The sequence below is a fragment of the Amycolatopsis sp. A133 genome (genome assembly GCF_031082405.1).
GTDB lineage: Bacteria > Actinomycetota > Actinomycetes > Mycobacteriales > Pseudonocardiaceae > Amycolatopsis.
The window spans coordinates 300,566-327,018 of sequence record NZ_JAVHJU010000057.1; the positions used below are offsets into that span (position 1 = coordinate 300,566).

General features: G+C 72.5%; 25 protein-coding genes. 7 read left to right on the forward strand and 18 right to left on the reverse strand.

Annotated elements, in window-relative coordinates:
* The first annotated feature begins 1 nt into the window (after nt 1).
* The 3 genes from Q5425_RS33815 to Q5425_RS33825 are packed head-to-tail and all read left to right on the forward strand — an operon-like array spanning nt 2 to nt 3,126.
* The gene (locus Q5425_RS33815; RefSeq protein ID WP_308676418.1) at nt 2-1,285 is read left to right on the forward strand and encodes a diaminobutyrate--2-oxoglutarate transaminase; all 1,284 of its coding nucleotides are present in this window, start codon (nt 2-4) and stop codon (nt 1,283-1,285) included.
* Nucleotides 1,282-2,709, forward strand: coding sequence for a pyridoxal-dependent decarboxylase (locus Q5425_RS33820; RefSeq protein WP_308676419.1), 1,428 nt, complete (start codon nt 1,282-1,284; stop codon nt 2,707-2,709). The genes Q5425_RS33815 and Q5425_RS33820 overlap by 4 nt, the downstream gene beginning before the upstream one ends.
* Before the next feature lie 15 nt (nt 2,710-2,724).
* The gene (locus Q5425_RS33825; protein WP_308676420.1) at nt 2,725-3,126 is read left to right on the forward strand and encodes a thioesterase, FlK family; all 402 of its coding nucleotides are present in this window, start codon (nt 2,725-2,727) and stop codon (nt 3,124-3,126) included.
* 56 nt (nt 3,127-3,182) lie between these two features.
* Here Q5425_RS33825 and Q5425_RS33830 read toward each other — a convergent pair whose 3' ends face one another.
* From Q5425_RS33830 to Q5425_RS33885, 12 genes are all read right to left on the reverse strand, one after another.
* Complete coding sequence (locus Q5425_RS33830; RefSeq protein ID WP_308676421.1) at nt 3,183-3,698, reverse strand: DM13 domain-containing protein; 516 nt, start codon at nt 3,696-3,698, stop codon at nt 3,183-3,185.
* A gap of 80 nt (nt 3,699-3,778) precedes the next feature.
* On the reverse strand, nt 3,779-4,990 hold the full coding sequence (locus tag Q5425_RS33835; protein WP_308676422.1) for a cation:proton antiporter: 1,212 nt from the start codon (nt 4,988-4,990) through the stop codon (nt 3,779-3,781).
* Nucleotides 4,987-5,274, reverse strand: a complete 288-nt coding sequence (locus Q5425_RS33840; RefSeq protein WP_308676423.1) for a hypothetical protein — start codon at nt 5,272-5,274, stop codon at nt 4,987-4,989. The genes Q5425_RS33835 and Q5425_RS33840 overlap by 4 nt, the downstream gene beginning before the upstream one ends.
* Before the next feature lie 19 nt (nt 5,275-5,293).
* Nucleotides 5,294-6,289, reverse strand: coding sequence for an FHA domain-containing protein (locus tag Q5425_RS33845; RefSeq protein WP_308676424.1), 996 nt, complete (start codon nt 6,287-6,289; stop codon nt 5,294-5,296).
* Nucleotides 6,286-6,723, reverse strand: a complete 438-nt coding sequence (locus tag Q5425_RS33850; protein WP_308676425.1) for a hypothetical protein — start codon at nt 6,721-6,723, stop codon at nt 6,286-6,288. The genes Q5425_RS33845 and Q5425_RS33850 overlap by 4 nt, the downstream gene beginning before the upstream one ends.
* Before the next feature lie 13 nt (nt 6,724-6,736).
* Nucleotides 6,737-8,284 (reverse strand): hypothetical protein, encoded by a 1,548-nt coding sequence (locus tag Q5425_RS33855; RefSeq protein WP_308676426.1) that lies wholly within the window; start codon nt 8,282-8,284, stop codon nt 6,737-6,739.
* A 167-nt stretch (nt 8,285-8,451) separates the two neighbouring features.
* Nucleotides 8,452-9,255: a BTAD domain-containing putative transcriptional regulator gene (locus tag Q5425_RS33860; protein WP_308676427.1), complete on the reverse strand. Its 804-nt coding sequence runs from the start codon at nt 9,253-9,255 to the stop codon at nt 8,452-8,454.
* A gap of 122 nt (nt 9,256-9,377) precedes the next feature.
* Complete coding sequence (locus tag Q5425_RS33865) at nt 9,378-10,628, reverse strand: MFS transporter (RefSeq protein ID WP_308676428.1); 1,251 nt, start codon at nt 10,626-10,628, stop codon at nt 9,378-9,380.
* Nucleotides 10,629-10,744: 116 nt separating this feature from the next.
* Nucleotides 10,745-11,371, reverse strand: coding sequence for a sigma-70 family RNA polymerase sigma factor (locus Q5425_RS33870; RefSeq protein ID WP_308676429.1), 627 nt, complete (start codon nt 11,369-11,371; stop codon nt 10,745-10,747).
* Nucleotides 11,368-11,613, reverse strand: coding sequence for a zf-HC2 domain-containing protein (locus tag Q5425_RS33875; RefSeq protein ID WP_308676681.1), 246 nt, complete (start codon nt 11,611-11,613; stop codon nt 11,368-11,370). Before Q5425_RS33875 ends, Q5425_RS33870 begins: the two co-directional genes overlap by 4 nt.
* A 434-nt stretch (nt 11,614-12,047) precedes the next feature.
* Nucleotides 12,048-12,413 carry a darcynin family protein gene (locus Q5425_RS33880; RefSeq protein WP_308676430.1) on the reverse strand — a complete coding sequence of 122 codons (366 nt, stop codon included), beginning with the start codon at nt 12,411-12,413 and terminating at the stop codon, nt 12,048-12,050.
* Complete coding sequence (locus Q5425_RS33885; protein WP_308676431.1) at nt 12,403-13,320, reverse strand: NAD(P)H-binding protein; 918 nt, start codon at nt 13,318-13,320, stop codon at nt 12,403-12,405. The genes Q5425_RS33880 and Q5425_RS33885 overlap by 11 nt, the downstream gene beginning before the upstream one ends.
* 115 nt (nt 13,321-13,435) lie before the next feature.
* Here Q5425_RS33885 and Q5425_RS33890 point away from each other — a divergent pair, with 115 nt between their 5' ends.
* On the forward strand, nt 13,436-14,389 hold the full coding sequence (locus tag Q5425_RS33890) for a LysR family transcriptional regulator (protein ID WP_308676432.1): 954 nt from the start codon (nt 13,436-13,438) through the stop codon (nt 14,387-14,389).
* A gap of 324 nt (nt 14,390-14,713) precedes the next feature.
* Here Q5425_RS33890 and Q5425_RS33895 read toward each other — a convergent pair whose 3' ends face one another.
* From Q5425_RS33895 to Q5425_RS33910, 4 genes are all read right to left on the reverse strand, one after another.
* Nucleotides 14,714-17,578, reverse strand: a complete 2,865-nt coding sequence (locus Q5425_RS33895; protein ID WP_308676433.1) for a glycosyl hydrolase family 95 catalytic domain-containing protein — start codon at nt 17,576-17,578, stop codon at nt 14,714-14,716.
* A gap of 30 nt (nt 17,579-17,608) precedes the next feature.
* Complete coding sequence (locus Q5425_RS33900) at nt 17,609-18,967, reverse strand: RICIN domain-containing protein (RefSeq protein WP_308676434.1); 1,359 nt, start codon at nt 18,965-18,967, stop codon at nt 17,609-17,611.
* A 140-nt stretch (nt 18,968-19,107) separates the two neighbouring features.
* Entirely contained in the window at nt 19,108-20,553 is a 1,446-nt protein-coding gene (locus tag Q5425_RS33905; protein WP_308676435.1) for a hypothetical protein, read from the reverse strand.
* A 26-nt stretch (nt 20,554-20,579) separates the two neighbouring features.
* Nucleotides 20,580-21,230, reverse strand: a complete 651-nt coding sequence (locus Q5425_RS33910) for a DUF4230 domain-containing protein (protein WP_308676436.1) — start codon at nt 21,228-21,230, stop codon at nt 20,580-20,582.
* 94 nt (nt 21,231-21,324) lie between these two features.
* Here Q5425_RS33910 and Q5425_RS33915 point away from each other — a divergent pair, with 94 nt between their 5' ends.
* On the forward strand, nt 21,325-21,480 hold the full coding sequence (locus Q5425_RS33915) for a hypothetical protein (RefSeq protein ID WP_308676437.1): 156 nt from the start codon (nt 21,325-21,327) through the stop codon (nt 21,478-21,480).
* Here Q5425_RS33915 and Q5425_RS33920 read toward each other — a convergent pair.
* A complete protein-coding gene (locus tag Q5425_RS33920) occupies nt 21,464-22,051 on the reverse strand; it encodes a TetR family transcriptional regulator (protein WP_308676438.1) in 588 nt (195 codons plus the stop codon). The genes Q5425_RS33915 and Q5425_RS33920 overlap by 17 nt on opposite strands.
* A 122-nt stretch (nt 22,052-22,173) precedes the next feature.
* On the opposite strand from Q5425_RS33920, the gene Q5425_RS33925 reads away from it, so the two are divergent.
* Nucleotides 22,174-22,308 carry a hypothetical protein gene (locus tag Q5425_RS33925; protein WP_308676439.1) on the forward strand — a complete coding sequence of 45 codons (135 nt, stop codon included), beginning with the start codon at nt 22,174-22,176 and terminating at the stop codon, nt 22,306-22,308.
* On the opposite strand, the gene Q5425_RS33930 is transcribed toward Q5425_RS33925, so the two are convergent.
* Complete coding sequence (locus tag Q5425_RS33930) at nt 22,296-23,651, reverse strand: glycoside hydrolase family 6 protein (RefSeq protein WP_308676682.1); 1,356 nt, start codon at nt 23,649-23,651, stop codon at nt 22,296-22,298. The genes Q5425_RS33925 and Q5425_RS33930 overlap by 13 nt on opposite strands.
* A gap of 362 nt (nt 23,652-24,013) precedes the next feature.
* Between Q5425_RS33930 and Q5425_RS33935 the strand changes: the two genes are divergently transcribed.
* The gene (locus Q5425_RS33935) at nt 24,014-26,395 is read left to right on the forward strand and encodes a ricin-type beta-trefoil lectin domain protein (RefSeq protein ID WP_308676440.1); all 2,382 of its coding nucleotides are present in this window, start codon (nt 24,014-24,016) and stop codon (nt 26,393-26,395) included.
* The last annotated feature ends 58 nt before the right edge of the window (nt 26,396-26,453 follow it).

Here is a 26,453-nt window from a genome sequence, read left to right on the forward strand (position 1 = left end):
GATGTCGGAGACGACGGCGACCGCGGTGTTCCACCGGTACGAGTCGCAGGTCCGCAGCTACTGCCGGAGCTTCCCGGTGGTGTTCGAACGGGCCGCCGGGCACCACCTCTGGGACACCGCCGGTCGCCGCTACGTCGACCTGTTGTGCGCCGCCGGGTCATTGAACTACGGTCACAACCCGCCACCCGTGCTCGAGCGCGTCGCGGCCTACCTGACCGGTGGCGGGCCGATCCAGACCCTCGACCTGCACACCACGGCGAAAGCCGAGTTCCTGCACCGGTTCTCGACCGAGATCCTCGCCGAACGCGGGATGCGGGACCACGTCCTGCAGTTCCCCGGCCCGGCGGGCACCCTGGCGGTGGAAGCGGCCCTGAAGCTCGCCCGCAAGGCGACGGGCCGCACGAACGTCGTGGCGTTCAGCGGCGGTTTCCACGGCGCTTCGCTGGGTTCGCTCGCGGTGACGTCGTCGCGGTTGCTGCGCGGGGCCGCGGGGATCGCCTTGCCCGGCACGACGATCCTGCCCTACGACGAAGGCGACCGCTCGGCGGACGCCATCGAAGCGGCGCTGCGGCCGGGCGGCCGGATCGGGCCGCCGGCGGCCTTCGTGCTGGAAACGGTGCAGGGCGAAGGCGGCCTTTCGGTCGCGTCGCGCGCGTGGCTGGCGCGGATCCGGCAGATCGCCGACGACGTCGGCGCCCTGGTGATCGTCGACGACGTGCAAGCCGGCTGCGGGCGCACCGGCACCTTCTTCAGCTTCGAGCACGTGCCCGGGCTCGACCCCGACATCGTCTGCCTGTCCAAGTCGCTCAGCGGCCTCGGCCTGCCGATGGCGATGCTGGTGGTCCGGCGCGACCGCGACGTGCTGGGGCCCGGCGAGCACAACGGGACCTTCCGCGGGCAGAACCTGGCGTTCGTGGGCGCCACGGCGGCGCTGGACTACTGGGCCGCGGCCGGGTTCGAAGCCCACGTCGCCCGGTTGGCGGTGGCGATCCGCGAGACCGTCCGCGACGTGGTCGGGAAACTGCCGGAAGGGACCGCGGTGCCGGCCGGGCGCGGTGCGATGAGCGGCCTGCGCTTCACCGAGGCCGGTGTCGCTTCGTCGGTGCGGGACGAGCTGTTCCGCGCGGCGATCATCGCGGAGACCTCCGGGGACGGCCGGGTGCTCAAGCTCCTGCCCCCGCTGACGATGTCACTGGCCGACTGGGCCGGCGTGGCCGGCAGGCTGACCGACGTCGTCGTGGACGCCGTGCTCCGGACGCCGCTCGCCGCCGGGGTGACGGCGTGAACGCCGGTGCGCTCGCCGCGACGCCCGCGGGCCTCGCCGCCCTCCGGGACCTCACCGCGGTGACCCTCGACGCCCTCGACCGGGGACGGGCCCGGCGGGCGGGACCCGCACCCGCCGGTGGCCCCGCCCGCGTGGCCGGCGAACTCGGCCGCGCGGTGCCGGTGGTCCTGCCGGAGGAGGGCGAGGGCGCGGAGGCGGCGTTGCGCCGGGTCGTCGAAGCCGTCGCCGCCGGGGCCGCCGACCCCGCGGATCCCTTGTGCGCGGCCCACTTGCACGCGGCGCCGCTGGCCGTCGCGGCGGCCGCGGACCTCGCGGCCAGCGTGCTCAACCCGTCGCTGGACTCCTGGGACCAGGCCCCCGCGGCGGGCGAGCTGGAACGGCTCGTCACCGGCGCGGTGGCCGACCTGGTCTACCCGGGACGGCGCCGGGCCGACGCGCTGGTGACGACCGGGGCGACCGAGTCCAACCTGGTCGCCCTCCTGCTGGCGCGCGAGCAGCGCGGGCCGGGCATCCGGGTCGTCTGCTCGGCCGACGCCCACCACAGCGTCGGCCGGGCGGCCTGGCTGCTCGGGCTCGCCCCGCCGGTCGTGGTGTCCACGACGGGCGGCCGGATGGGGGTCGGCGCACTGGCCGAGGTCCTCGAGCGGACACCGGGCCCGCTCTTCGTGGTCGCCACGGCGGGCACGACGGATCGCGGGGTGATCGACCCGATCGAGCCGATCGCCGAGCTGACCCGGCGGCGGCTGAACACGCACCTGCACGTCGACGCGGCGTACGGGGGCGGCCTGCTGTTCGGCGGGCACCGGCGGTTGCTGGCCGGGCTCGACCGGGCCGACAGCGTTGCGCTGGACCTGCACAAACTCGGCTGGCAGCCGCTGCCGGCGGGATTGCTGGCGGTGCGGGAGAGCAGTGCGCTCGCCCCGCTTTCGCTGGTGGCCGACTACCTGAACGCCGACGACGACCAGGAGGCCGGGTTCCCGGACCTGCTGGGCCGGTCCATCCGCACCTCCCGCCGTCCGGACGCGCTGAAACTCGCGGTGACGTTCCGGGCGCTGGGCCGCTCGGGCATCGCCCGGCTGACCGCGCGGTGCTGCACGGCGGCGGCCGCCATCGCCGACGAGATCGAGCGGCGGCCGGAGCTGCGGCTGCTCGCCCGTCCCGAGATCAGCACCGTGCTGTTCCGCCCGGTGGCCGCCGACCGGCTGCCGCCGGCCGAAGGCAACGAGCTGGTCGCGCAGGTCCGCCGGGTGCTGCTGGCCGACGGAACCGCGGTGATCGGCCGCGCCACGATCGCCGAGGACGGTCTGGTGTGGCTCAAGTTCACCGTGCTCAACCCCGAAACCGAGAGTGTCCACTGGGGACGGTTGCTCGACCTGGTCGGGTCCGCCGTCACCCGTCTCTGCGCCGCGCCCGCCGCGGCCTGACCACTGGGAGCCGACATGAAACCCCTGCCCGACGTCGTCGCCGCCGGTTACCGCCACGAGGTGACCGAGCACGACACGGCCGACCGCTGGCAGAACGACCTGCCGGTGCTGGCGACCCCGGTCCTGCTGTGGCTGGGCGAGGTCACGGCGATGCACGCGATCGCCGAGTACCTCGACGACCACGAGATGACGGTCGGCCTCAGCCACGACTCGAGCCACCTGGCCCCGACCCCACCGGGCCGCGCGATCCAGCTCACGGCCGAGCTGCGGCACCGGGCCGGCCGCAAGCTGGTGTTCGACGTGTACGGCCACGACGGCGTGGACGAGGTCCTGCGTGGCACGCACACGCGGGCGGTGGTCGATCGGCAGAAGTTCCTGGACCGGTTGGAGGCGAAGGCGGTGTCGCCACCGGCCTGACCGGCCCGGACAAGAGCGGCCCGTCCCCGAGGGGGCGGGCCGCTTTCCGTCGTGCTTCAAGACGAAGTCAGCGGAGCGACCCCGAACCCGGTCGAGAACCGCTTGCACCAGATGACGACGCTGCGCATCGACGCGACATCGGCACCCGCGGGCACCGGATAGACCTGGTTGCCCCGGTTGCCCTTCAGCTCGCCCAGCGACGTGAAGCCCGTCGCGAACGCGCCTTCCCCGGCGGTGGCCGGGTGCGGGGAGAGGTACACGTGCAGGTCCGGGCCGTCGCTGGTGGCCAGGCCGGCGAACTGGACCACGTGTTCGCCACCCGGAAGGCGGACCAGCTGGGCGGCTCCGGTCGTTTCGTGTTCCAGGGACTGGAAACCGCCGCCGCCGAGGACCACCGGGCCGGCGGCGATCCGGCCGGCCGGTGCGGCCGGGACGCCGGTGGTGACGAGCTGCTCGGTCACCGTCGTGGAGGTGACCAGCCGCCAGGGTTCGAACAGGAGCAGGCCCGCGGTCAGGGCGGCCGCGGCGGTGAGGCCACCGGCCACCGGCAGGGGCTTGGGTAGGTGCTTCATCGTTGTCTCCTCGGGTACGAAGGAAGCCGTGCCTGCCGGGGAGGGGCGGCCCGGCAGGCACGGCGAGGGGGAGGGGCGGGCTAGTCTTTTCCGGCGAGGCTGGGCTCGGGCAGCTCCGCGACCCGGTGCCGCTTTCGCAGCAGCCCCAGCAGGGGCCCGGTCGCGGCCGTCGTGATCAGGGCCATCACCACCATCAGCGAGTACAGCCGCGTGTCGAGCACGCCCAGCTGCAGCCCGACCTGCAGGACGACGATCTCGGTGACCCCGCGCGCGTTCATCAGCGCCGCCACCGGCCCGGCTTCGGACTTGGGCAGCCCGCACACGCGGGCGCCGAGGTAGGCGCCGCCCGCCTTGCCGGCGAACGCCACCAGCAGGATCAGGACCAGCTCACCGGCCCCGGCCAGGCCCACCCCGGACAGGTCGACGTCGAGCGCGGCGACGACGAAGAAGATCGGCAGCAGGAACGTCCGGCAGAACCGGGCGATGTCGTCGACCTGCTGCCGGACGACCGGATCGTCCCGCCCGGGCAGCAACGCGCCGAAGAGGAACGCGCCGAACACGAAGTGCAGGCCCAGCCACTCCGTCGCCGCGGCCGAGACGAACAGGCCCGCCAGGATGGTGCCGAACCCGATGCCACCGGCCCGGCGGCGCAACGCCCAGTGCAGCAACGGGCGCACCACCACGAACAGCAGCAGCACGTAGGGCACCGCCAGCAGCATCTGCCACGCCGAGCTGCCGCCGCCGAGCGTCACGATCGCCGCCAGCGCGACCCAGGCCAGCACGTCGACGACCGCCGCCGCACCGATCGCCAGGCCGCCGATCGTCGTGCCCTGCAGCCCGCGGTCGGTCACGATCCTGGCCAGCACGGGCAGGGCGGTGATCGACATCGCCGCCCCGAGGAACAGCACGAAGACGACCGGGTCGGCGGGGTGATACGTCGTCGCGGCGAGCCAGGCGGCCAGCGCGGCACCCAGCGCGAACGGGACGATCGCCGACCCGAGCGCGATCCCGGCGGCGGCGCGGCCGCGCAGGTGCCGTCCGTCCCACTCGTGGCCGACGGTGAACATGAACAGCACCAGCCCGACCGTCGCGATGGCGTGCAGCGCGTTCTTGGCCGAGCCCGGCAGGACCGTCTGGGTCAGCCCGGTGCCGTGCATGACCGCCGCGAGCAGGACGCCGGCGGCGATCTCGCCGACGACGGCGGGCTGGCCGATCCGGACGGCGAGCCGTCCGGCGATCCGGGCCGCGAGCAGGATCGCGGCCACGTCGAGCAGCATCGTGAGGCTGTTCACGACACCTCCCGGCGCTCGAGCCCGGCCGACGGCGGCCCGCACGCGGTCGTCGCGTCCAAGGTGCCGGCCGCGCTGTGCAGGCTGCGCCGCAGATCGGCCGCCCAGCGGTGGGCGAGGGTGAGGTGGGCGGTGACGGTCGGCCGGTCGGCCAGCCGGAACCGCAGCACTTCGACGTGCTGGCGCAGGAGGTCGGCGACGTCGGCCAGCTCGGTCAGCTCGGTCAGGACGTCGCAGGGGTCCGGTGCCGGGACGGGGGTCAGGCGGTGGGGGTTTGCGGTGGTCATGGCGGTCTCCTCGGCCGGTCTAGGGTTTGCGGTAGCTGTCGTAGCGCAGCTGCCGTCCGCCGACCGCGACGACCATGCCGGGCCGCAAAACCGCCCGGGTGTCCCTGGCCAGCTTGGTCCAGGCCCCGGTCCCGGGGTCACGGAGGAAGGTCCCGTTGACCGAGCCGGCGTCGGTGACGGCCACGTTCCAGTCGTCGAGCGTGATCCGGGCGTGCACCCCCGAAACGGCCGGGTCCTGCAGGCGGACGGCGGTCGCGGTGCCGGCGCGGACCTCGTCGGTCTCGTGGGGCATCCGGCCGATCAGGTGGTCGCCGGTGAGCGGGAAGGCCGAACCGTCGTCGAGCACCAGCACCCCGACGGCCGGGCGTTCGCTGCGGGCCGGGGTGCGGCCCGCCTGCGTGAGCCCGAGCCCGCAGGAGCTGCAGTACCTGATGTCGGGGTCGTTGAAGTGCCCGCTGCGGCAGCGGACCCCGGCGATCGTCGGGGCGGGCGCCGCCGGGGCCTCCTCCGGTGGTTCGGTGCCGGCCGGTTCCGGCGGCGAACCGGCCGCGCCCCACCAGATCGCCTCGGCGGGCACCGTGCCGGAGCCCAGTTCGCACCAGCGCCCGGGTTCGGTGCTTTCGTCGCCGAAGGCGGCCCGCAGCGACGTCACGGCGGGCAGGACCCGGTCCACCAGCGTCACGGCGTCTTGCCCGTCGAGCACCTGGTCCGCGGACGGCGTCCGGACGGTCATCCGGGCGGCGCCGTGGACCAGGACCGAGACCCCTTCGTCCAGCGCGCCGAAGGCGCACAGCGCCGGCAGTTCGGTGCCGCCGGCCAGCAGCCGCAGGATCGCGCGGCCGAAGGCCTGGCCCGGGCGGTCGTCCGCCGCCGAGTCGGCCGCGGTGCGCAGGACGCCCGAGGTGGTCTCGTCGTCGCAGGGCCCGGTGAGCACGGCCAGACCCGGGTGGCGGACGAGGATTCCCCGTCCCGGCCGGAACTTCAGGGGTTCGTCGCGCAGCGATGTCGTCGTCACAGCAGCCTCCCACCTCGGAAACGCCAGCGGATGAACGGCACCCGGAGGGGGCCGTTGGCGACCAGCCACACGGCCAGCCACACGAGCACGAAGTGCACGGCGAACGCCGCGACCGGCACCGGCCCCGGCAGCCACGGGAGCCGGCCGGTGACCGCGAGCCAGCCGGCGAGCAGCCCTTCGGGGACGAGGGTGAGGAGCCCGAACAGCGTGGGCCAGTCCTTCTCCCAGCGCCACTGCATCAGCAGGTGGTAGAGCAGCTCCCAGCCGACGCCGAGGGCCGCGACGGCGGCCAGGACGACGAAGGTGGCCTGGTAGCGGCCGGCGAGCGGGCCGTCGGCGGGCAGCACCGGAGTCACCAGGGCCGTCACCGCCGCGCCGACGAGTGCGAGCAGGAACAGCCGGGTCTGGATCCGGCCGAGCAATGTGGGTACCACGACGAATCCTTTCTCAGATCTGCCGGCCGGTCGCCCAGCGCAGCCAGCCGGCCAGGGACGTGGCCGGGCCCATGCGGCGGCAGAAGCCGCGCCGGGCCAGGTCGTCGGTGACCTCCTGAGCCGCGATCTGCAGCCCGAGGAACGTGTCGACGCCCGGGAAGGGCCCGCCGAGGGCGGCAGCGCCGGTCACGTACATCCGGCCCATCCCGCTGTCGGCGCCCAGCACCGCGAAGTTGCGGCCGACGTCGAGCCGGCCGAGCGTGTTCAGCCGGGCGCCACCGTGGTCGAGGAGGTCGTTGAGCACCCCGTGTTCGGTGACGTCGGCGTTGAGCCCGGTGCAGTCGATGACGAAGTCGGCGTGGACGTCGAGCAGGCCCGCGGCCATCCGCAGCCGGGCGGTGACCCCGTCGCCGTGCGGTTCGAGACCGTCGAAGGTGGCCGTGACGGTCCGGTACCAGCCCTGCTCGCGGGCGGTGCGCATCTGCCGCTGCCACTCGCGCCGCCACGCGGTCGTCGTCCCGCCGATCGCCTCGTAGACCTCGTGGCGGCGGCCGTCGTCGAGCCGGCGCATCTCGGCCTTCAGCTGGCCGCCCCACACCGACTTCGGGTAGTTGAAACCCTGGTACGCGAAGCCGTCCCGGCCCTTGCGGCGGGCCCACACGTGCTTTCCGTGGCGCCCGTCGACGTAGGTGCGGAGCACGTGCACGATCTCCGTGCGCAGGCCGTTCTGGAGGCGGTCGCGGATCAGCCGCTCGAGCACGCGGGAAGCCACGATGCCGCCGCCGCGGACGAGGACCGTCGCCGGTCGGCGGCGCAGCGCCTGGTAGACGTGCTCGTGGTCCTCGTAGGCGTTGACGACGTGGTGGAAGTCGTTGCGTTCGGTGCGGAACCGCTGCAGCTCCGGGAGGAACTTCAGGCCGGTGTAGCCGACGGCGATGTGCACGTCGCGGCAGCGGATGGCGCGGTAGGCGGGCTCGTCCGCGCGGCGGTCGTCGAAGAGCACGAAGTAGCCTCCGCCGCTGCGGCGCCGGACCAGCTCGACGTCGCCGCGCTGCAGCATGTCCCAGTACCGGATCCGGTTCGCCTCGCGTTCGATCGACTCGAGGACCGTACCCAGCCGCGGGGTGTAGAAGTCGGCGAAGACCGGCTCGGCGAGGACCTGGGCCAGCGGGGCCGGGGTGCGCCGCCGGAACGCTTCGGAGAGCGCGTAGGACGGGAAGCCCCAGAGGTTGTCCGGCCGGGACGCGGAGTCCGACCGGATCCGGTTGTCCCGCGCGATCTGGGAAACGGTCGCCAGGTGCTCGTAGGTCTGCCAGGGCCGCTCCAGGTTGGACACCACACTGATGTCATCTGTGGACAGTGCGCCGGCGATGCGCAGGTAGTCGACTGTGACGAAGGAGCCGATCCCGCCGCCAACGGTGACGATCGGCTTGTCCTCGAAGGGGATGCCGGCGGCCATCAGCAGTTCGTCGGTCCACCGGTCGCTCGAGCGCAGCAGGTCCGGCAGCACGGTCGCCGCCTGCAGGTGGGGCCCGTGGTTGGCTTCGATCAACTCGGTCACGGGAATTCACCGTCCTTGTCGTGCTGGACGCCGGTCGCGGACCGGCGGAAACGGGCAGGTTCCACGATCGCCGATGCGCCGTCTCGGGTGCGTTGTGCCGCCGTGACAGGCGACTGGGCCGCGTCCGGTGGACGCGGCCCAGTAGCGGTGGAGACGGGAAACGCGGCTCAGGCGGCGTGGCTCCACAAGAGCCGGTCGAGCGCTTCCGGTGGTTCCAGGCCCAGTTCGTCCCGCAGCAATCTGCGGTAGGTGCCGAACTGCACGATGGCGTCGTTGCGGTTGCCCTGGGCGAGATAGGCGCGGATCAGCGTTTCGTGGGCCGTGTCGCGGAGCTCGTCGGCCTGCAGCACCGCGAGCGCGGCCTGCACCGCGGCACCGTGGAGCCCATTGCCGACGAAGAGGGCCGACAGCCGTTCGAGCGCGTCCAGCCGCATCCTCCGGTAGCTGAACTGGTGGTCGGCCAGCCATTCGTCGTCCCAGGCGGGCAGCAGATCCTCGGTGAACTGGGCCCAGTCCGGTCGCGACGTCCACAGTGGATCGTCCGGGTGGGCGGTCAGCAGGGAGATCGCGGTCGTCCGGATCTGCTCGATGTCGACCCCGACCGCCGGGGCGAGCCGGAGGTCGGTCTTGCTGGACAGGACCAGATCGGGCAGGACCCGCTGCAGGCGGTAGAGCGTGGTGCGCAGGTTCGCGTGCGCCCGGGAGGTGCGGTTGTCCGGCCACAGCAGCTGGGCGACCGTCGAGCGCGGCGCCTGCCTGCCGAGGCAGACGAGGACCGCCAGCAGCCGCTGCGCGTTGGGGCCGAGGGCCACCGGGTGGCCGTCGAGGTGGAGGTGGAAGCCGCCCAGCAGGGTCAAGGCGCAGGGCGGGGCCGGATCGGCCGCGGCGGGCGGGGCCGGGTCCGGAGCCACCCGGTGGTGGGCCGGGGCGACGAGGGTGAAGGCCGCGGGACGGATGAGCTGGGACGTCATTGCTTCCCCCAGAGAAGTTCGAGTGTCCGTTCGGTGGAATCGGTCCGGTGCCGGTCGGTCAGGTCGTGGTCGCCGCCTCCCGTGCCCGTGCCGGCCGTCGTGGCCCGGCACGGGCACGGCGCTCACGCCGCGCCGGCCGGGCGGGCCGCCTTCCGGGCTTCGGCGACACCGCTGACCACCGCGGCCAGCGCGGCGACCGCCACGCACACCAGCAGCGACCCGCGGATGCCGATCGGCTCCAGCAGCGCGGCCACGACGAGCCCGGCGACGCCGAACCCGACCCCGCCCGCGGCGTAGAGACCGGAGAACCCGGTGGCCCACACGCGTTCGGGCAGCAGTTCCTGCATGCCGGCGGCCCGGGCGGTCAGCGCCGGGGTGCCGGCCAGGCCGGAGAGGATCATCAACCCGATGATCGTCGCGGCGGTGGGACTGACAACGGCGGCGGCCACGACCGCCGTCACCGCGAGCACCAGCACGAAGCTCTGGCTGCGGTAGGCGCCGGGCCACTTGCGGCTGCCGTAGACGAGGCCGCCGATCAGGCCGGCCACGGCGAAGACGGCCAGCACCGGGCCGGCGATCCCGGCGTCGGTCCCGACCAGTTCCAGCAGCGACGGCAGGCCGGTGTAGGCGGCACCGACGCACAGCATGACCGCGCCCTCCTGGAACAGGGCGGGCCAGCTCAGCCGCCAGACCCGGACGTCGGCCTGCTCGCCGCCGCTCTCGTCACGGGCGACGCCGGTGTCCTTCAGCAGGACGGAGGCCAGCGCGCCGACCGCGGCGATGGCGGCGATCACCAGGATCGGCCACGCCTGGCCGGACACGAGCGCGATCAGGCCGACCACCGCGGGACCGATCGCCCACAGCAAGGTCGTCAGGGTCGCTTCGAGGCTCAACGCCGCGTGGTGCGCCGAGGAGTCGACCGTCCGCACCAGCAGCGCCCGCAGGCCCCCGTGGGCCCCCGACGCCACCCCGCCCGCGATCGCGGCCAGCGCGATCATCGCCCACGCGGGCAGCCACCCCGGCGAGACCATGGCGGCCACGCCGAGCGCGATCAGCACAACCGTCTGCACGGCCAGCACGAGCCGCAGTTCCGGCCCCGCGGGCCGGCGGTCGAACCGGCGGCCCATCACGCCCGCCGCGATCGCTTCGGCGAACGCGAACGCGCCGGCGAGCAGCGCGCCGAGCGCGTAGGACCCGGCCAGGTGGCCGAGGTAGACCAGCGCCAGTGGCGACATGGCGATCGGCAGGCGCTGGCACAGGACCACGAAGGTCCACGCGGGCATCCCCGGGGTTTTCACCACCTTCAGGTACGCCCGGGCTCCTTTCGCTTCGGCCGGCGGCTGCGACCGGGTCACGTCATCGGTGGCGGTCATGATCACCCCTCCAGGTAGGGCCGCTGCGCGCGGCAACTTTCAGACTGCGCAGTTCCAGAGGGAGCGAACCGGACATTCGTTACAGCGGGCTGCTCACTACTTTGGGTGAGCATTCCTCACTCTTCGGCCACCTCGGCGACGAGGTACCGGTCGAGCGCCGCGCGGACGCGGCTGCGGGCCCGGTGCAGGAGGACCCGCTGGTGGCCCGGTTCCAGCTCGAGCAGCTCGCAGGTCTCCTCGCTCGTCCACCCTTCGACGTCGCGGAGGGTGATGACGATGCGCTGGGCTTCGGGCAGCTGCGCGATGGCGTCCGCGACCACGCCCTTGAGCTCGTCGGACAGGAGCTTGTGCTCGGGCACGCTCGACCAGTCCGGCAGCGGGCTCGCCCAGTGACCGGCGTAGGGGCCCGACTGCAGGAAGCGGTCGGGGGCCACGGCGGGGGAGTCCTCGTGGTTGTTGGAGAAGCTCGAAAACGGCAGGCTGCGCACCTCGGCGGCGGATCGGCGGTGGGCGATGTTGACGAGGATGCGGCAGATCCAGGTGCGCAGGGCCGCCCGGCCCTCGAACCCGTCGATGCCGCGGAGCACGGCGATCCAGGTTTCCTGGACGGTTTCCTCGGCGACCGCCCGGGTGGGCGAGTAGACCATGGCCAGCCGGAGCAGAACGGGGTTGTAGGCCGTCACCAGGCTCAGAAAGGCGGTTTCGTCGCCTCGGCGCAGTGCCTGGACGTCCACGACGATCACCGGTCTCTGTCTCGTTCGGCGACCCAGGACCGGTAGATTTCGACGAGGCCGGCTTCGGCGTCCGCGTCGAGCCCGTCGCCGGGGAGGTTCCCCGCGACGCGGATCGTGGCCTTCACCTGGGCGACGTAGCTCTCGCAGCTGTCGCAGACGGCCAGATGCCGGTTCAGCCTCAGCAGGTCCTGCTCGCCGAGGACGTCCTCGAGGTACTCAGTGACCCGCTCGACCAGTTCGGCGCACACCATCTCGTCCACGCCGACAGTCTGGCAGATCGGGCGTGACACGGGACCGGAAACGGCAGTGACGAAGACGTTGCGCGCGGACAGGCGGACCCCCACGCCGACGTATCCCATCGCATCCCCCAAGAAACGTGCTGCCTCCGCGGCACGTGCTGCCCACAGCCGATCGAGGCTGTCCCGGCTCGAAGCCTACTAAAGAGTGCAGCGGCGTCCAAGGTTGATGCGCCGATCACGGCCGTGTCCCGGTCCCGCGAATTTCGAGCGTCCGATCGATTGCGGGAGACGGCGATTGTCGATTCGACGCGGAAATCGATCAAGAACCCGCGAGAATTCCCGGCCGATCCGCAATGGCCGCGCTGGGGCGCGCCTTCTTTTGAAAGGCGAACAAATGGCCCTGCCACCCGGGTGGCGACCGGGTGGCAGGGCCATGGCGGTATTTTTCAGGTGGCGATGGTGGCCACCGGCGCCACGTCGTAGGTGCGTGCGTAGCCGTTTTCCACGCCCACCAGCAAATCCACCACTTCGAAGTAGCGGTCCCAGAACGGGGTCTCGCGCAGCGCGTCGATCAGCAGCCGGTAGGCGTCGTGGTCGTCGGCCTCCCAGACCCACACGTCGGTCACCCGCGCCGAGTAGAACTCCGTGTCGTAGAAGCGGGAACGGACGCCGCGGGTCCGGGCTTCGACCACCGGGACGACTTGCGTGGTGAAGGCCTCGATGCGTTCGGCCACGGTCTTCGCCAGCCATTCGGGGGTGGTCTTGACCAGCATGAACGCGGTGACGGGCGAGGCGGTGGCGTCAGCGGGCATCAGCGGCCTCCGGTGCGGCGAGAACGGCGGGCTTGAGGGTGTGCGCGCACCACTGCGCGAACGTGGTGGCCGCGATCGCGTGCGGCGAGCGGACGGCACCCGCGTCGAGGCCTTCGTCCTTGGCGCGCTTCATGGCGACCATGCCTTCGACGAACTCTTCGTCGAGGCCGTGCGCGAGCAGGGCCGAGCGCAGCTCACCGAGCGGCTGGCGCCGGTAGCGGACCGGACGGCCCAGCTCCTCGGTCATGATGCGCGCCAGGTCGTCGGGTGACAGGTCCTGCGGGCCGAGGACGGGGACACTGCCGGTGCCGGTCCAGGAGCGGTCCAGCAGCAGCCCGGCCGCCGTGGCCGCGATGTCGGCGGCGGCCACCAGCGGGGCCGGGCGGTCCGCGGCGACGGTGTCGGTGAAGACGCCGTGCTCCCGGATCGAACCGGCCTCCTCCAGCAGGTTCTCGAAGAAGGACGGGTTGGCCAGCGCGCGGTAGGCGACGCCGGAGCCGGCGATCAGGTCGTCCACGGCCAGGGAGGCGGTGACCAGCCCGGCCCGGCCGGCCAAGGGGGTGCCGCGGCCGAGGGCCGAGACGCCGACGACGTGGCCGACCCCGTGGGCGGCGAACGCCCGCGCGGCCGGGCGGGTGAAGCCGCTGTAGGCCTCCTCGGGTGTGGTCGAGGCGTCCGGTGGCACCAGCCAGAAGACGGCGTCGGCCCCGGCGAAGGCGCGGTCGGCGGTGACGGCGTCACCGTGCGAGCCGGTGACCACCTCGACCCGTTCGCGCACGGGCCCCGGTAGCCGGGCGGGATCGCGCACCACGACGCGGAGTTCCTCTCCGTGCGCGGGTGCGGCCTCGACCAGCAGCGACAGCAGGTGCCGGCCGATGTTCCCGGTGGGTGCGGTGATGACGATCATGAAACCTCGCGGTTCTGTATCGGAGCGGAATGACCCCTCCAGCGTGCGGACCCGGGCCGCATTGCCACAATGGGAACTTCAGCATCCGATCCTTGCCCGAAACGGAATAACGCCGGTGACCAGCCCGAACCTCGACGCGAACCTCGCGCTCGCCCTCGACGCCCTGCTGGCCGAGCAGAGCGTCACCCGCGCCGCCGCCCGGCTGCGCACCTCGCCGGCGGCGATGAGCCGCACCCTGGCCCGGCTGCGCCGGGTGCTCCAGGACCCGCTGCTGGTCCGGGCGGGTCAGGCGATGGTGCCCACGCCCCGTGCCGAGGCGCTGCGGGACGAGGCCGCCGCGGTCGTGCGCCGGCTGGAGGCGCTGCTGACCCCGAGCGGCGGGATCGACCCCGCCGTGCTGCGGCGCACCTTCACCGTCCAGGCCTCGGACCTGGTCGGCGCGGCACTGGCCCCCGGGCTGCTCGGGCTGGCCGGCCGCCAGGCGCCGGGCGTGTCGCTGCGGGTGCTGGCCGAGGAGTGGGAGGCCGGTCCCGCCCTGCGCGAGGGCCGGATCGACCTGGAGATCGGCGCCATCGACCACGTCGACCCGGAGACCCGGGTGGAGGAGCTGGTGACGCTGCGGATGGCGGCCGGCGTCCGGGCGGGGCACCCGCTCACCGAAGGAACGCTGACGCCGGCCCGGCTGGCCGCGGCCGGGCACGTGACGGTCAGCCGCCGCGGCCGTTTCACCGGCCCGCTGGACGCGGCCTTGGCCGAAGAGGGGCTCGGCCGGCGGGTGAGCGCCGTCCTGCCCGGCCACCTGGCGGCGATGGCGCTGGCCGCGACGAGTGACGTGGTCTGCTTGGTACCGGCGGCGCTGCCGGGCGAGCCACCGTCCCCGCTCGGCGACGCGGCGCACGCGCTGGGGCTGTGCCTGCTGGACATCCCGCTGCCCCTGCCCCCGCTGACGATCGGCATGGCCTGGCACCCCCGCCACACCGCCGACGGCGGGCATCAATGGCTGAGGGACGCGGTGCGCCGCGTTTTGGGTGTGGCTCGCGGCGGCGGGGAAAGTGCGGCGGTTGGTTAGCCGCGGTGGAGGGGAACTGCGCCTGGTTACGCTCGCGATGGCGCGTGACCGGGTGGAGACTGCGCCGCCCGATCACGCGCGTTGATGCCGCTGGTCGGCGTGTGCCGGGGTACGCGGTCTCGCCGTGGTGGCGCGTGACCGGGTGGAGACTGCGCCGCCCGATCACGCGCGTTGATGCTGCTGGTCGGCGTGCGCGGGGTACGCGGTCTCGCCGTGGTGGCGCGTGACCGGGCCGAAACCGCGCCGCCCGATCACGCGCGTTGATGCCGCTGGTCGGCGTGCGCCAGCGCATCCCTTTCACCGGCCGGAAACCCCGCCGCCCCGTCACACCCGCTGGAGCTGGAACCGCTGGTTGGCGGCCCCCGTCACCGTCCACTGGGAAATGCGCGCGCCGTCGGCGGTCGAGGCACTCCACACGTCCATGGCCAAGCCGCTGGCCCGGTTCACCACGCTCACCACGCCGTTGCCCTGGTCGGTCACCCGCCACTGCTGGGTGGCCGCGCCGGTGTCCGGTTGCTGGGTGATGTCCGCGCCCGTGGCGGTGGACGCGACCTGGAGCACCAAGCCGCTGCTGCGGGAGCGGATGCGGTGGAAGCCGCCGTCGGCGGGGAGGAAGTCGAACTGCTGGTTGAGGCCCCCGGTGGCCTGCCACTGGACCAGTGCCGCGCCGGCGGCCGTCGAGCCGCCGCTGATGTCGGCCGGTTTGCCGCTGTGCTGGGCGACGAGCCGGTAGTTCACCCCGGGCTCCACCACCGGCGGCGGCCCGCCCGTGGAAGTCGCGCGGTACGTGTGGCCCGCCTGGCCCGCGAACCGCACCAGCTCCGCCTCGACGGGCACCGGCCGGACCTGCGCGCCGCTCGTGGTGTCGAGCACTTCGTGGTCCGCGGCGAACATCCGGCTGCGGACCACGACGTCGCCGTCGCGGTCGGGTGTGATGGTCAGCTGCGTCGCGTAGCCACCGCTCCAGGTCGCGCCGACCGTGTAGCCGCCACGGCCGCGCAAGCCCGTGACACTGCCGGACGGCCAGGCGGGCGGCAACGCGGGCAGCACGTGCAGCTCACCGTTGTGGCTGTGCAGCAGCAGTTCGGCGATGCCGGAGGTCGCGCCGAAGTTGCCGTCGATCTGGAACGGCGGGTGCAGGTCGAACATGTTGGGCGCCAGCCGGTCAGTCCGCACGAGGAGGCGGAGCAGGTCGTGCGCTTTGGCGCCCTCCTCCATGCGCGCCCAGTAGTTGATCTTCCAGGCGAGGGACCAGCCGGTGCCGTCGTCGCCGCGCAGCTCCAGCGTCCGGCGCGCCGCGGTGAACAGCTGGGGCGTCCCGCGCTTGCTGATCTGGTTGCTGGGGTACAGCCCGTACAGGTGCGAGATGTGCCGGTGGTTCCGCTCGGTCTCCACCCAGTCGTAGAGCCATTCCTGGATGTTCCCGCGCGAGCCGACCTTCATCGGCGCCAGCCGCTGCCGGGCCGCCTTGACCTGGTCGGCGAAGGCGGCGTCCACGCCCAGCACCTGGCACGCGCCGGCGCAGCCGTCGAACAGGTCGCGCAGGATCTGCATGTCCATCGTCGGTCCCGCGCACACGGACGCGTTCGTGTGGTGGTTCAGCTCGGGGGAGTTCGACGGGTTGGTGACCAGGTAGCCCAGCGAGGGTTCGGTCACCAGCGTGTCGAGGAAGAACTGGGCGGCGCCCTTCAGCAGCGGGTAGCGGGCGCGCAGGAACGCGGTGTCGCCGGTGAACCGGTAGTGGTCCCAGATCATCGTGGCCAGCCAGGCGCCGCCGCTCTGCCACATGCCGGCCTGCGCGAAGTCCACAATGGAGGATCCGCGCCAGGCGTCGGTGTTGTGGTGGGTGACCCAGCCCCGCGCGCCGTACTCGACCTGCGCGGTGCGGGCCCCGGTCACCGCGAGGTCGGCGATCATCCCGAACACGGGCTCGTAGCACTCGGCGAGGTTGGTCACGTCGGCCGGCCAGTAGTTCATCGGCAGGTTGGCGTTGAGCGTGTACTTCGACTCCCACGACGGGTTCATCTGGTCGTTCCAGATGCCCTGCAGGTTGGCCGGCTGGGTGCCGGGGCGGGACGAGGAGATCAGCAGGTAGCGGCCGAACTGGAAGAGCAGGGCCGAAAACTGGGGGTCGGTCACGCTGTTGTGCTGCGCGATCCGCACGTCGGTCGGCTGGTCGGCCGCGGTGGTGCGGCCGAGGTCGAGGGTGGTGCGCCCGAACAGCCTCTGGTAGTCGGCCACGTGACGGCTGCGGAGGGTGTCGTAGGGGACGGCCTGCGCGGAGCTCAGCCGGGCGCGGGCGATGCCCTGGTAGTCCCCGTTCACCGTCCGGTAGTCGACGTAGCTGGTGCCGACCGAGATCAGCAGCGTCACGGCGTTGGCACCGGACACCCGCAGCGTGCCACCGGAACTGCTGGTGCTCCCGCCCTCGGCGGTCGCGCTGACCAGCGCGAGGAACCGGACCGAGCCGGCGATGCCCCGGCTGTCCGCGGAAATCCCGTCCAGGGCGATCGTCGAGCCGCTGGGGCTGGACGCCGTCGCTCGCTGCGGCGTACCCAGCGACGCCGAGAACGAAATCGAGCCGGGTGTTTCCGCCGTCAAGCGCACGGCGATCACCTGGTCCGGCGCGCTGGCGAACACTTCACGCCGGTAGCGCACGTTGTTCGCGACGTAGGTGACGACCGTCGTGGCGGTGGTGAGATCGAGCCACCGCTGGTACGAAGACACTCCGCTGTTGCCCGGAAGAGCGAGGCTGAGGGTGCCGACGGGCTGGTACGGCTGCTGGGCGGCCGGGCTGCCGAGCATCTTCTGGTCGATGAGCGACTGCGCCTGCGTCCACTGGTTACCGAACACCAGCTGCCGGATCTGCGGCAGCGCGGCCGCGCCCTGGGAGTTGCTGTAGTCGTGGGGGCCGCCCGCCCAGACCGTGTCCTCGTTGAGCTGCAGGCGTTCGGTGTCGGTGTTGCCGAACACCATGGCGCCCAGCCTGCCGTTGCCGATCGGCAACGCGCGCAGCCACTCCGAACCCGACGGCCGGTCGTACCACAGCGCGAGGTCGCCGGCCGCCCGGACGTCCGCGGGTGCGGCCGACCCGGCCCGGGCGGTCGCCGTCCACCCGACGGGTACCAGCGCGGCTCCGACGCCCGCGGCGCCGAGCCGCATCGCCTGCCTGCGCGTCAGATCCGGCATCTTCGTCCCTCCGATCGGCAGCGGCCGCGATCAGGCGCGCTGGAGCTGGAACCGCTGGTTGGCGCCGCCCGAGGCGGCGTACTGCGAGATCCGCGCCCCGTCGGCCGTCGACGCACCCCACACGTCCATCGCCAGGCCGCTCAGCCGGTTCACCAGGGTGACCGCCCCGCCGCCGGAGTCCGTGACCCGCCACTGCTGAGCCGCCGCGTCGGCGTCCGGCTGCTGCGTGATGTCGGCACCCGCGCCGGCCCCCGCGACCTGCAGCACGAGCCCGCTGTGCCGGGCCCGGATCCGGTAGTACCCGTCGGCCGAGGCCAGGAAATCGAACTGCTGGTTCGCCGCGTTGTGCGCCGCCCACTGGATCAGCGCCGCTCCCGCCGCGGTGGCGCCGCCGCTGACGTCCGCCGATTTGCCGCTGTGCGCCGCCACCAGCGAGTAGTTCACGCCCACCTGCACCGGCGGCGTGGGCGGCACCGGGTCGCCGCCGAACTGGCTGAAGAACTTCCAGATCTCGGCCTTGTCCCAGCTCCGCGCGCCGCTTTCGCAACCGGTGCAGCCGTCGACGGGACCCTGCTGGTGGCCGCCGTCGAACGGGGCCCAGACGACCGGGTAGCCGGCCCGGCACCCCGAGTAGACGGTCCGGTAGTGGGTCTTGCTGCCCGGTGCGGGCTCGGGGGCGTTCTGCGGTGTGCAGCCGTTGTTCCGGACGAACGTGTCCCGCAGCCCGCGTCCGGCGCCGATGTTGTCCGACACCCCGTGGATGCCCATGTAGGCGATCGGCTGGGTGCCCCCGCTGCACCCGCTGATCGCGCCGGGGGCGGCGATGGCCACGACCGCGCGGAAGACCGTCGCCCGGGCGCAGGCGAGCGCGTAACTCATCGCGCCGCCGTAGCTGAACCCGATGGAGAACAGCTGCGTCGTGTCGACGCAGAGGTCGTTCTCGATCAGCCTGATCATGTCGTCGGTGAAGGTGACGTCCTCGCCGCCGGAATTGCCCCAGCCGTTGTTGAGCCCTTGCGGCGCCACGAAGATCGTGGAGTTGCCCGCCTGCGACTGCATGCCGTAGTAGGCCCAGGCGTAACCGTCGCTCCCGCCCGAGGCGACCTGCTCGGCGGTGCCGCCCAGCCAGTGGTAGCCGAAAGCCAGGCGGTGCGGGTGGCTGTTGTCGTAGGTGTCGGGGAGCTTCAGGATGAAGCTGCGGCTCTTGCCGTTGCTCTGGATCGTGCGTTTGCCGCTGGCGAGCGTGGGAGTTTTGCCGCAGCCGGCACTGGGAGCGGCCGCCGCCTCGGGCGCCGTGGAGGCACGGGCGCTGTGCGGCACGCCGACGGCGGCCAGCACCAGTAGCGCAGCGGTCACGACGGTCCGGAACGACGATCGGGGCCTCGGCATCCGCAACCTCTTCCACTGGCGGGGAAATTCTCGACGCACGGTGGGTTGTAGCACGGGATTCGAAGGCGGGTAAAGGAAAGTTTCACCTGCCGCCCGTGTCGGAAAGCGCATTCCGGCGTGCTGAAAATTACCCGCGGGCGTCAGCGGAGTTCTGCCGCGGTCAGCACCCGGATCTGCGCCGTCGTCCACGTTTCCGGAGTCCACCCCGCTGCGAATTCCCGCATGGTGGCCGCCGTGGTGCGCAGGCCGGCCGCGGTCAGCTCGTCCGCGGTCCGGCCGGCCCGGGTGCGCAGGGTCGGGGGTGCGTGCGCCAGACCCCGGTGGGCCGCCTCCGCCAGCACCGACTCCGCCGCGGCCAACGCCGTGCGCAGCGGGTCGTCCTCCGGTGGGGGCGGTGGGCCGAGGGGACCGGCGCGGTCGTCGGCGGCCAGGTCCGGAACCAGGACGCCCGCTTCCGTGCGCACAGCGAGCGGGTCGATCAGCAGTTCGCCGCCGGTGCGGCGGAGCGCGCCGCTCAGCTGGGTGGGGTTCGACGCCAGCGCCCGGTGCAGCGCGTCCAGCCGGCCCGGGCAAACGCCGCTGTGCGTGGCCGTGACCCGGGCGTGCGCGCCGCGGGCGTCCGCGATCACCGCGTCCAGGCGCTGGGCGCCCGGGTGGTAGCCCAGCTCGCGCACCTCGGCGATCGCCACCACCGCGACGTCTTCGGCCTCGACGCGCGGGCGGATGAGCTTCGGCGGCAGGTCCGCCAGCCGTTCGGCCGCGGCCGCGAAGTCGCGGACCACCGACGGCAGGTCGTCCCAGGCCGCGCCGACCGGGGTCACCGACATCGCGCCGATCCGGGACGTGCCCAGCCGCAGCGCCCGGCCGGCGCTGCGCACGGCCGTCTCCGAGACCACGTTCGACGCGGCCAGCACCGCCAGTGCCGAACCCGCGACGCGGCGGCCGCCCAGGTCGTGACCGGTCACCGGTTCGTCGCCGGTGTCCCAGCGCGAGTTCAGCACCAGAACCGAGCCGTCACCGGCGAAGTAGACCGTCGCCCGGCGCTCGCCCGGTCCGCCGGACACCCGGGCGCCCAGCGCGGTCAGCCGGATCCGGCGCAGCTTCGTTTCCGCCGGTTCGTCCGTGCCCAGCACCAGCGACGGCGGGCCGCTCGCCCGGAACCGCGCCGGCAGTTCCGCCAGCAGTTCCGCGCACCGATGGAGCCGGTGCCGGGCGCTGCGGGCGGCGTACGCGTCCAGCTGTTCGCCGAGTTCCGCCAGCGCCGCCGCGGGCCAGCGCAGCCCGGAGTCCGCCAGTTCGGCGGTGATCCGGCCGATCGAGGCGCGCAGCACCGGGCTCGCGTTCGCGACGCCGTCGCGCAGCACCCGCCCGACGATCTCCAGCGCGGGCCCGGACCCCACCCGCGCCGGGCCCGGGCCGCCGACCGCGAACCGGACTTCGACGTCGGTCAGGCCGCGCGTGTCGGCCTCCCGGAACGCCCAGACGGCCAGCGCGACCTGCTGCGCCCGGTCCGCCGCGCCGGTGTGCGCGTAGCCCGGTCCGGCCGGTACCAGGAACCGGACGGTCGCCGTGGGCAGTTCGGCCACCGCCACCGGGTCGGCGGCGGCTCGGGTCAGCCGGGGTTGCTGTCGGCGTAGTCGACGGTGATGGTCTTGAAGCCCAGCGACTGCAGCAGGCCGGTCAGCATCGCCTTGGTGTTCCGCTCGGCGTCGGCGATCAAGGAGCTCTTCGCGGCCGCGGCCTGGATTTCCTTCTGGGCCAGCTCGTAGAGCGCCTGCTGGGAGTTCGGGTTCCCGGTCAGGAACTCGTTGATCCGGGTGAACAGGCCCTGCTGCTGGGCGTACACATGGGACTCGTGCACGTCCAGGGTCGCCGGCTCCAGCTGCGCGTGGCCCAGGGTGATCTTCGCGGACAGGCGGTCGTCGGAGACCTGGACCGCATCGCCCTTCAGCCGCGAGAAGTCGACGAACGCGTTGTCCGTGCCGACGCCGATGAACAGCGTGTCGCTCCCCGCGAGGAAGCTGGGCAGGACCGAAGTGGTTTTGATGTCGACGACGACCTGGAACGAACCACTGGCCGCCTCGTAGCGCGAGAGCTCGACAATCGACTGCAGCAGTACCGGACCGGAGTGCTCCTCGGTCCGTTCGGCGAAGGGGTTGCGCAGCTGGGGTAACAGGTGCACCGCCGATCCGACGAGTACCGCGCCGGCCAGCACCACCACGGCCACCGCCACGGCGACGAGCCGCTTGCCCCATGCAGTCATACCGGGAGGTTTACCCACGTCGCCGCCGGGCCAATCAGCAGCGGGGGTACGGTGTGCTCGCTCGCGTGGTCGGACTCCGACGAGGGGAAACGTCGTGCGCAAGTCCTGGTGGCTGTGGATTCTGCTGGTCGTCCTCGCCATCCTGGTGCTCGGGCTGATCTTCGGCGGCTACCGCAAAGGCACGAAGCTCGGAGCGCCCGCGGCACCGGAGCCGGTGGCGGCCTGGAGCTCGTTCACCTGCGCCGCTTGACTTCCGCCGCGACCGGCGCGTCCCGAAACCTCAGGAGACCTTCGACGCCGAGGAGGAACGTCTCGCAGATCGGCGCCGGGTCCGAGAGGCACCCCGCGGCCATCGCGCCGTCGCGGAGCATGACGAAGTGCTGGGCCGCCGGCTCGGGTGGGGTCTCGCCGGTGGCGGCGAGCAGTTCGGTGACGGTGTCCAGGAACCACTGCCGGTGCGCGAGGACCGTGCGGTGGACCGGGTGGGCCGGGTCGGGGTATTCGGCGGCGGCGTTGAGGAACGCGCATCCCCGGAAGCCGGGGGAGCGGATGCCGTCCGCGATCGAGCCGGCGACCGCCCGGACGACGTCGGCCGGCGGCCCGCCGGCGGCCCGGGCCGCCTCGATCCCCCCGCGGATGGCCCGGTCGGCCTCGGCCAGGTAGGCGACCAGCAGGTCGTCCTTGCTGGGGAAGTGCCGGTAGAGCGTGGCGCGGGTGACGCCGGCGTCGGCGATGACCCGGTCGATGCCCACCGAGTGCAGGCCTTCGGAATAGAACAGCCGGCTCGCCGAGGCGAGCAGCCGCGCTCGTGCTTCGGACACTGGACTCCCGCCTTCCGGATTCGCTGCGGCCAGCGTAGCGGATAGAACGATCGGTCTTTGGCGACGGGAGCGGACGCCGGCCCCGGCCCGGCCGGCATCGCGCTGCGGGTGGCGTACCCGCTGTGATCGACGGACATTCGTCGAAAGCGGGCAGGCCGGTCGCGGCGCTCTACGTGAGCGTCGCGACCGGCCTGCCCGCCGGTGCCGTGCAGCTCGTCGCCGGCGTGCTCCGGCGACGCTGGGCTCAGGAGCAGTAGGTGCCGTTCAACGCCGGCTGCGCGAAGGGCGGAGTGCTGCCGCTGTAGTTCGCGTTGTAGCCGAGGGTGGCGGTCGCGCCCGTGCCCAGGCTGCCGTTCCACGCCGTGTTGTCGACCTTGACGGTGTCGCCGCTGTCGGTCCACGTCCCGTTCCAGCCCTGGCTGACGGTCACGCCGGGAGCGGAGAAGGTGAGCGTCCAATGGTCGAGAGGCGCACCGCGGTTTTCGATGACGATCTCGGCGGTGTACCCGGTCGGCCAGGTGCTGACCACCCGGTGGGTGACCTTGCAGCCGCCGGTCGGCTGCGGGGTCGTCGTGGTCGGGGGAGTGGGGCTGGTGGGCGTGGTGGACGTGGTCGGCGTGGTCGGCGTGGTCGGCGTGGTCGGCGTGGTCGTCGGGACCGGGCCGGCCGCGACGGCGAGGTCGTAGGCGCGCTGGGGCACGAACTGGCCGGCGGTGGCGATGCAGCCGTCCGCCTCGCCCGGCGGCTTGATCCACAGGAACGCGTCGATCTGGCCGTCGCCGGTCTGGTTGGTGCTCGGCGTGCCGATCGCGCGCCCCGCGGGGTCGCACCACTCGCTGCCGGCCGGGCCGTTGCCGTTGCGGCTCGTGTCGATCACCGCTTTCAGCCGCGAGTCGCCGAGCTGGCCGAGGATCGCCTTGGCGTAGGCGACTTCGTCGGCGGTGGAACGGTAGTTGGACACGTTGGTGGAGATGCCGTCGCCGCTGTTCGAGATGTCCGCGCCCCGCAGCCGCGCGGCGGCCTCGGCCGGTGAAAGCCAGGCGGAGTGCCCGATGTCGAAGTACACCTTCGCCTGGGCCGAGCCGGCCTTGAGCCGCTTGCCCGCGTACGCGATCGACGCCGAGGTCTGGCGCTGCTGGTCGCTGCTCTGGCAGTTCGTCATGAGGGCGAGCACGTCGGGCTCGAGCACGATGGCCGCGGGCCGGCCCGCCAGACCGGCGGCCACCTGGTCGATCCAGGCCCGGTAGGCGTCGTGTGACGGCGCGCCGCCGCCGCTCGCACCACCGCAGTCGCGGTTGGGGATGTCGTAGACCACCATGATCGGGATCTTCCCGGCGGCGGCCGCCGCGCTCGTGTAGGCGTCCACCTCGCTGCGCACCGTGGACGTGTTCGTGGTGGTGAACCACCGTGCCTGCGGCACCGCGGCGATGCGGTCGCGGATGACCGCGGCGCGCGAGTCGCCGGGGTTCGCCGCGACCCACTTGGCCGCGTTGGTGCCCGGGTCGACGTAGTACGCCGAGGCGGCGGCCTGCGCGCCGGCCAGGGTGGTCGTGGCGACGACGCCGGTCACGGCCAGCGCGGCGAGTCCACCGGCGGCCACTGTCCTGCTTCGCATGCACTTTCTCCTTCGAACGGCGGGGGCGCCGGAAACGTCCGATTGCTGGGAGCGCTCCCAGCAATCGGTGACTGTAACCCGGGAATGCGGGCCGGGAAAGGGGGCTCCCGCCTTGTTTTCGCTCGCCGGCCGGAAAATTACACCGGCCCGGAGATCGATAGTTGTTCGGCGGCGAGGGGGCTGTTAGCGTTAACGCAGCCCGGATTCGCCCGCGGCGGCGACGGGTTCTCCCGGGCGGATCACCGGCTGGAACAGTGCGTTTCCCCTTTCGCTGATCGACCGATTGTTTCGCCGGCAGGCCCGAGAGTTTCGCCGGGTGCCGCCCTCTGTCGGAAGTGAGGACAACCATGCTCCGGAGCGCGAGAACCGTGGCCGCGGTGTTCGCCGCGATCGTCTTGGCCGTGGCCGGCGGCGTCGTCGCCGCGACGCCGGCCCAGGCGGCCACCTCGATCACGATCAACGGGAGTTCGGGCGGCCGCACGTTCGACGGGGTCGGCGCGGTCAGCGGCGGCGGCGGGAACAGCCGCCTGCTGATCGACTACCCCGAGCCGCAGCGCGGCCAGATCCTCGACTACCTCTTCAAGCCCGGTTACGGCGCCGCCCTGCAGATCCTCAAGGTGGAAATGGGCGGGGACACCAACTCCACCAGCGGCGCGGAGCCCAGCCACGCCCACTTCCGCGGCGATCTCGACTGCAACCGCGGGTACGAGTGGTGGATCATGGAACAGGCCAAGGCGCGCAACCCCGGCATCAAGCTCGTGGGCCTGCCCTGGGGCGCGCCGGGCTGGATCGGCAACGGCACCTTCTTCTCCAGCGACCTGACGGACTACTACCTGTCGTGGCTGGGGTGCGCCAAGCAGCACGGGCTGACCATCGACTACCTCACCAGCGTCCAGAACGAGAAGCAGTGGAGCGCGGACTGGACCGTCACCCTCCGCAACGCGCTCAACGCCAACGGGTACAGCGCCGTCAAGATCATCTCCGGTGACTCGTGGCCGGGCGACTGGGGTCCCGCGAGCGCGATCTCGACCAACACGGCCTACCGCAACGCGACCGACGTGCTGAGCGCCCACTACACCTGCGGCTACCTCAGCGCGCAGACCTCCTGCAGCGTCCCGGCGAACGTCACGAACACCGGAAAGACGCTGTGGTCCAGCGAAAACGGCTCCCAGGACTACAACGACGGCGCCAAGCCGCTGGCCCGCGGGATCAACCGCGTCTACCTCGACGGCAAGATGACCGCCTACCTCAACTGGGACCTGATCGCCGCCGTCACGCCGAACATCCCGTGGCCGACCGTGGGGCTGATCCTGGCCAACCAGCCGTGGTCGGGCTACTACTCGGTCGGCAAGGACGCGTGGGCGCTGGCGCACACGACGCAGTTCACCGCGCCGGGCTGGAAGTACCTCGACTCCTCCAGCGGCTACCTCGGCGGGAACCGCAACAACGGCAGCTACGTTTCGCTGAAGTCGCCGAACAACACCGACTACAGCACGATCATCGAGACGATGGACGCCACCTCGGCGCAGACGCTGAACCTGAACGTCACCGGCGGGCTGTCCGGCGGCCAGGTGCACGTGTGGGCGACCAACCTCAACTCGAACAACGCGGGTGACCACTTCGTCCACAGCACCGACATCACGCCGTCCGGCGGCGCTTACTCCCTGACCGTCCAGCCCGGCTACCTCTACTCCATCACGACCACCACCGGGCCGGGCAAGGGCACGGCGACCAGCCCGCCTCAGGGTTCGCTGAACCTGCCCTACAGCGATGACTTCGAGTCATACGCGAAGGGCAAGGAGGCCAAGTACCTGATGGACATGGAGGGCGCCTTCGAGACTTCCGCCTGCGGGGCCGGCCGGGCGGGCACCTGTGTGCGCCAGTCCGCGACGCAGAAGACGATCCCCTGGAAGAAGTTCGTCGACCCCTACGCGCTGCTGGGCAACGTGGCTTGGAGCAACTACACGCTCAGCACGGACGTGCTGCTGGAGAAGTCCGGGTACGTCGAGCTGCTCGGCCGGGCCGGCTCGCAGGACACGGGCAACCAGGGCGCGCTGAACGCGTACTACCTGCGGGTGAGCGACAACGGCGCCTGGTCGATCCGGCGCAACAACACCAGCCAGCAGAACACGACCCTGCGCACCGGCACGACGGCCGCGCTCGGCACCGGCAGCTGGCACAAGCTGTCACTGGGCTTCTCCGGCAGCACCATCACCGCCTCCGTCGACGGCACCGTGCTCGGCACGGTCACCGACGGCACCTTCCCGGCCGGCCAGGTCGGGATCGGCACGAGCGTCGGGGAGACCGCGCAGTTCGACAACCTCGCCGTCACCGGTTCGGGTGGCGGGTCGACCTCCATCCTGCGCAACACCGGTGCCGGCCGCTGCCTCGACGTCCCGAACGTGTCCCAGACCAACGGCACCCAGGTGGCGCTGTGGGACTGCAACGGCGGCAGCAACCAGCAGTGGACCCTCACCTCCGGCAAGCAGCTGCTGGTCTACGGCAGCAAGTGCCTCGACGCCGAGGGCGCCGGCACCACCGCGGGCACCCGGGCGATCATCTGGGACTGCACGGGCGGTGCCAACCAGCAGTGGAACGCCGGCACCGACGGGACCATCACCAGTGTCCAGTCGGGACTCTGCCTGGCGCCGAACGGCACCGGGAACAGCACGCCGGTGACCCTGCAGGCCTGCACGGGCAGCAGCGCCCAGAAGTGGGGCCGGAGCTAGCGGCACTGCTTTCCGGACGCGACGCGCAGCCCGCCGGGATCCGGCGAGCTCGCGGAGG

Bases quoted from the DNA above. Each gene is read 5' to 3' on its own strand.
- Q5425_RS33815 (WP_308676418.1), top strand. From the start codon at position 2: ATGTCGGAGACGACGGCGACCGCGGTGTTCCACCGGTACGAGTCGCAG.
- Q5425_RS33825 (WP_308676420.1), top strand. From the start codon at position 2,725: ATGAAACCCCTGCCCGACGTCGTCGCCGCCGGTTACCGCCACGAGGTG.
- Q5425_RS33830 (WP_308676421.1), bottom strand. From the start codon at position 3,698: ATGAAGCACCTACCCAAGCCCCTGCCGGTGGCCGGTGGCCTCACCGCC.
- Q5425_RS33840 (WP_308676423.1), bottom strand. From the start codon at position 5,274: ATGACCACCGCAAACCCCCACCGCCTGACCCCCGTCCCGGCACCGGAC.
- Q5425_RS33860 (WP_308676427.1), bottom strand. From the start codon at position 9,255: ATGACGTCCCAGCTCATCCGTCCCGCGGCCTTCACCCTCGTCGCCCCG.
- Q5425_RS33865 (WP_308676428.1), bottom strand. From the start codon at position 10,628: ATGACCGCCACCGATGACGTGACCCGGTCGCAGCCGCCGGCCGAAGCG.
- Q5425_RS33875 (WP_308676681.1), bottom strand. From the start codon at position 11,613: ATGGTGTGCGCCGAACTGGTCGAGCGGGTCACTGAGTACCTCGAGGAC.
- Q5425_RS33880 (WP_308676430.1), bottom strand. From the start codon at position 12,413: ATGCCCGCTGACGCCACCGCCTCGCCCGTCACCGCGTTCATGCTGGTC.
- Q5425_RS33885 (WP_308676431.1), bottom strand. From the start codon at position 13,320: ATGATCGTCATCACCGCACCCACCGGGAACATCGGCCGGCACCTGCTG.
- Q5425_RS33895 (WP_308676433.1), bottom strand. From the start codon at position 17,578: ATGCCGGATCTGACGCGCAGGCAGGCGATGCGGCTCGGCGCCGCGGGC.
- Q5425_RS33900 (WP_308676434.1), bottom strand. From the start codon at position 18,967: ATGCCGAGGCCCCGATCGTCGTTCCGGACCGTCGTGACCGCTGCGCTA.
- Q5425_RS33910 (WP_308676436.1), bottom strand. From the start codon at position 21,230: ATGACTGCATGGGGCAAGCGGCTCGTCGCCGTGGCGGTGGCCGTGGTG.
- Q5425_RS33935 (WP_308676440.1), top strand. From the start codon at position 24,014: ATGCTCCGGAGCGCGAGAACCGTGGCCGCGGTGTTCGCCGCGATCGTC.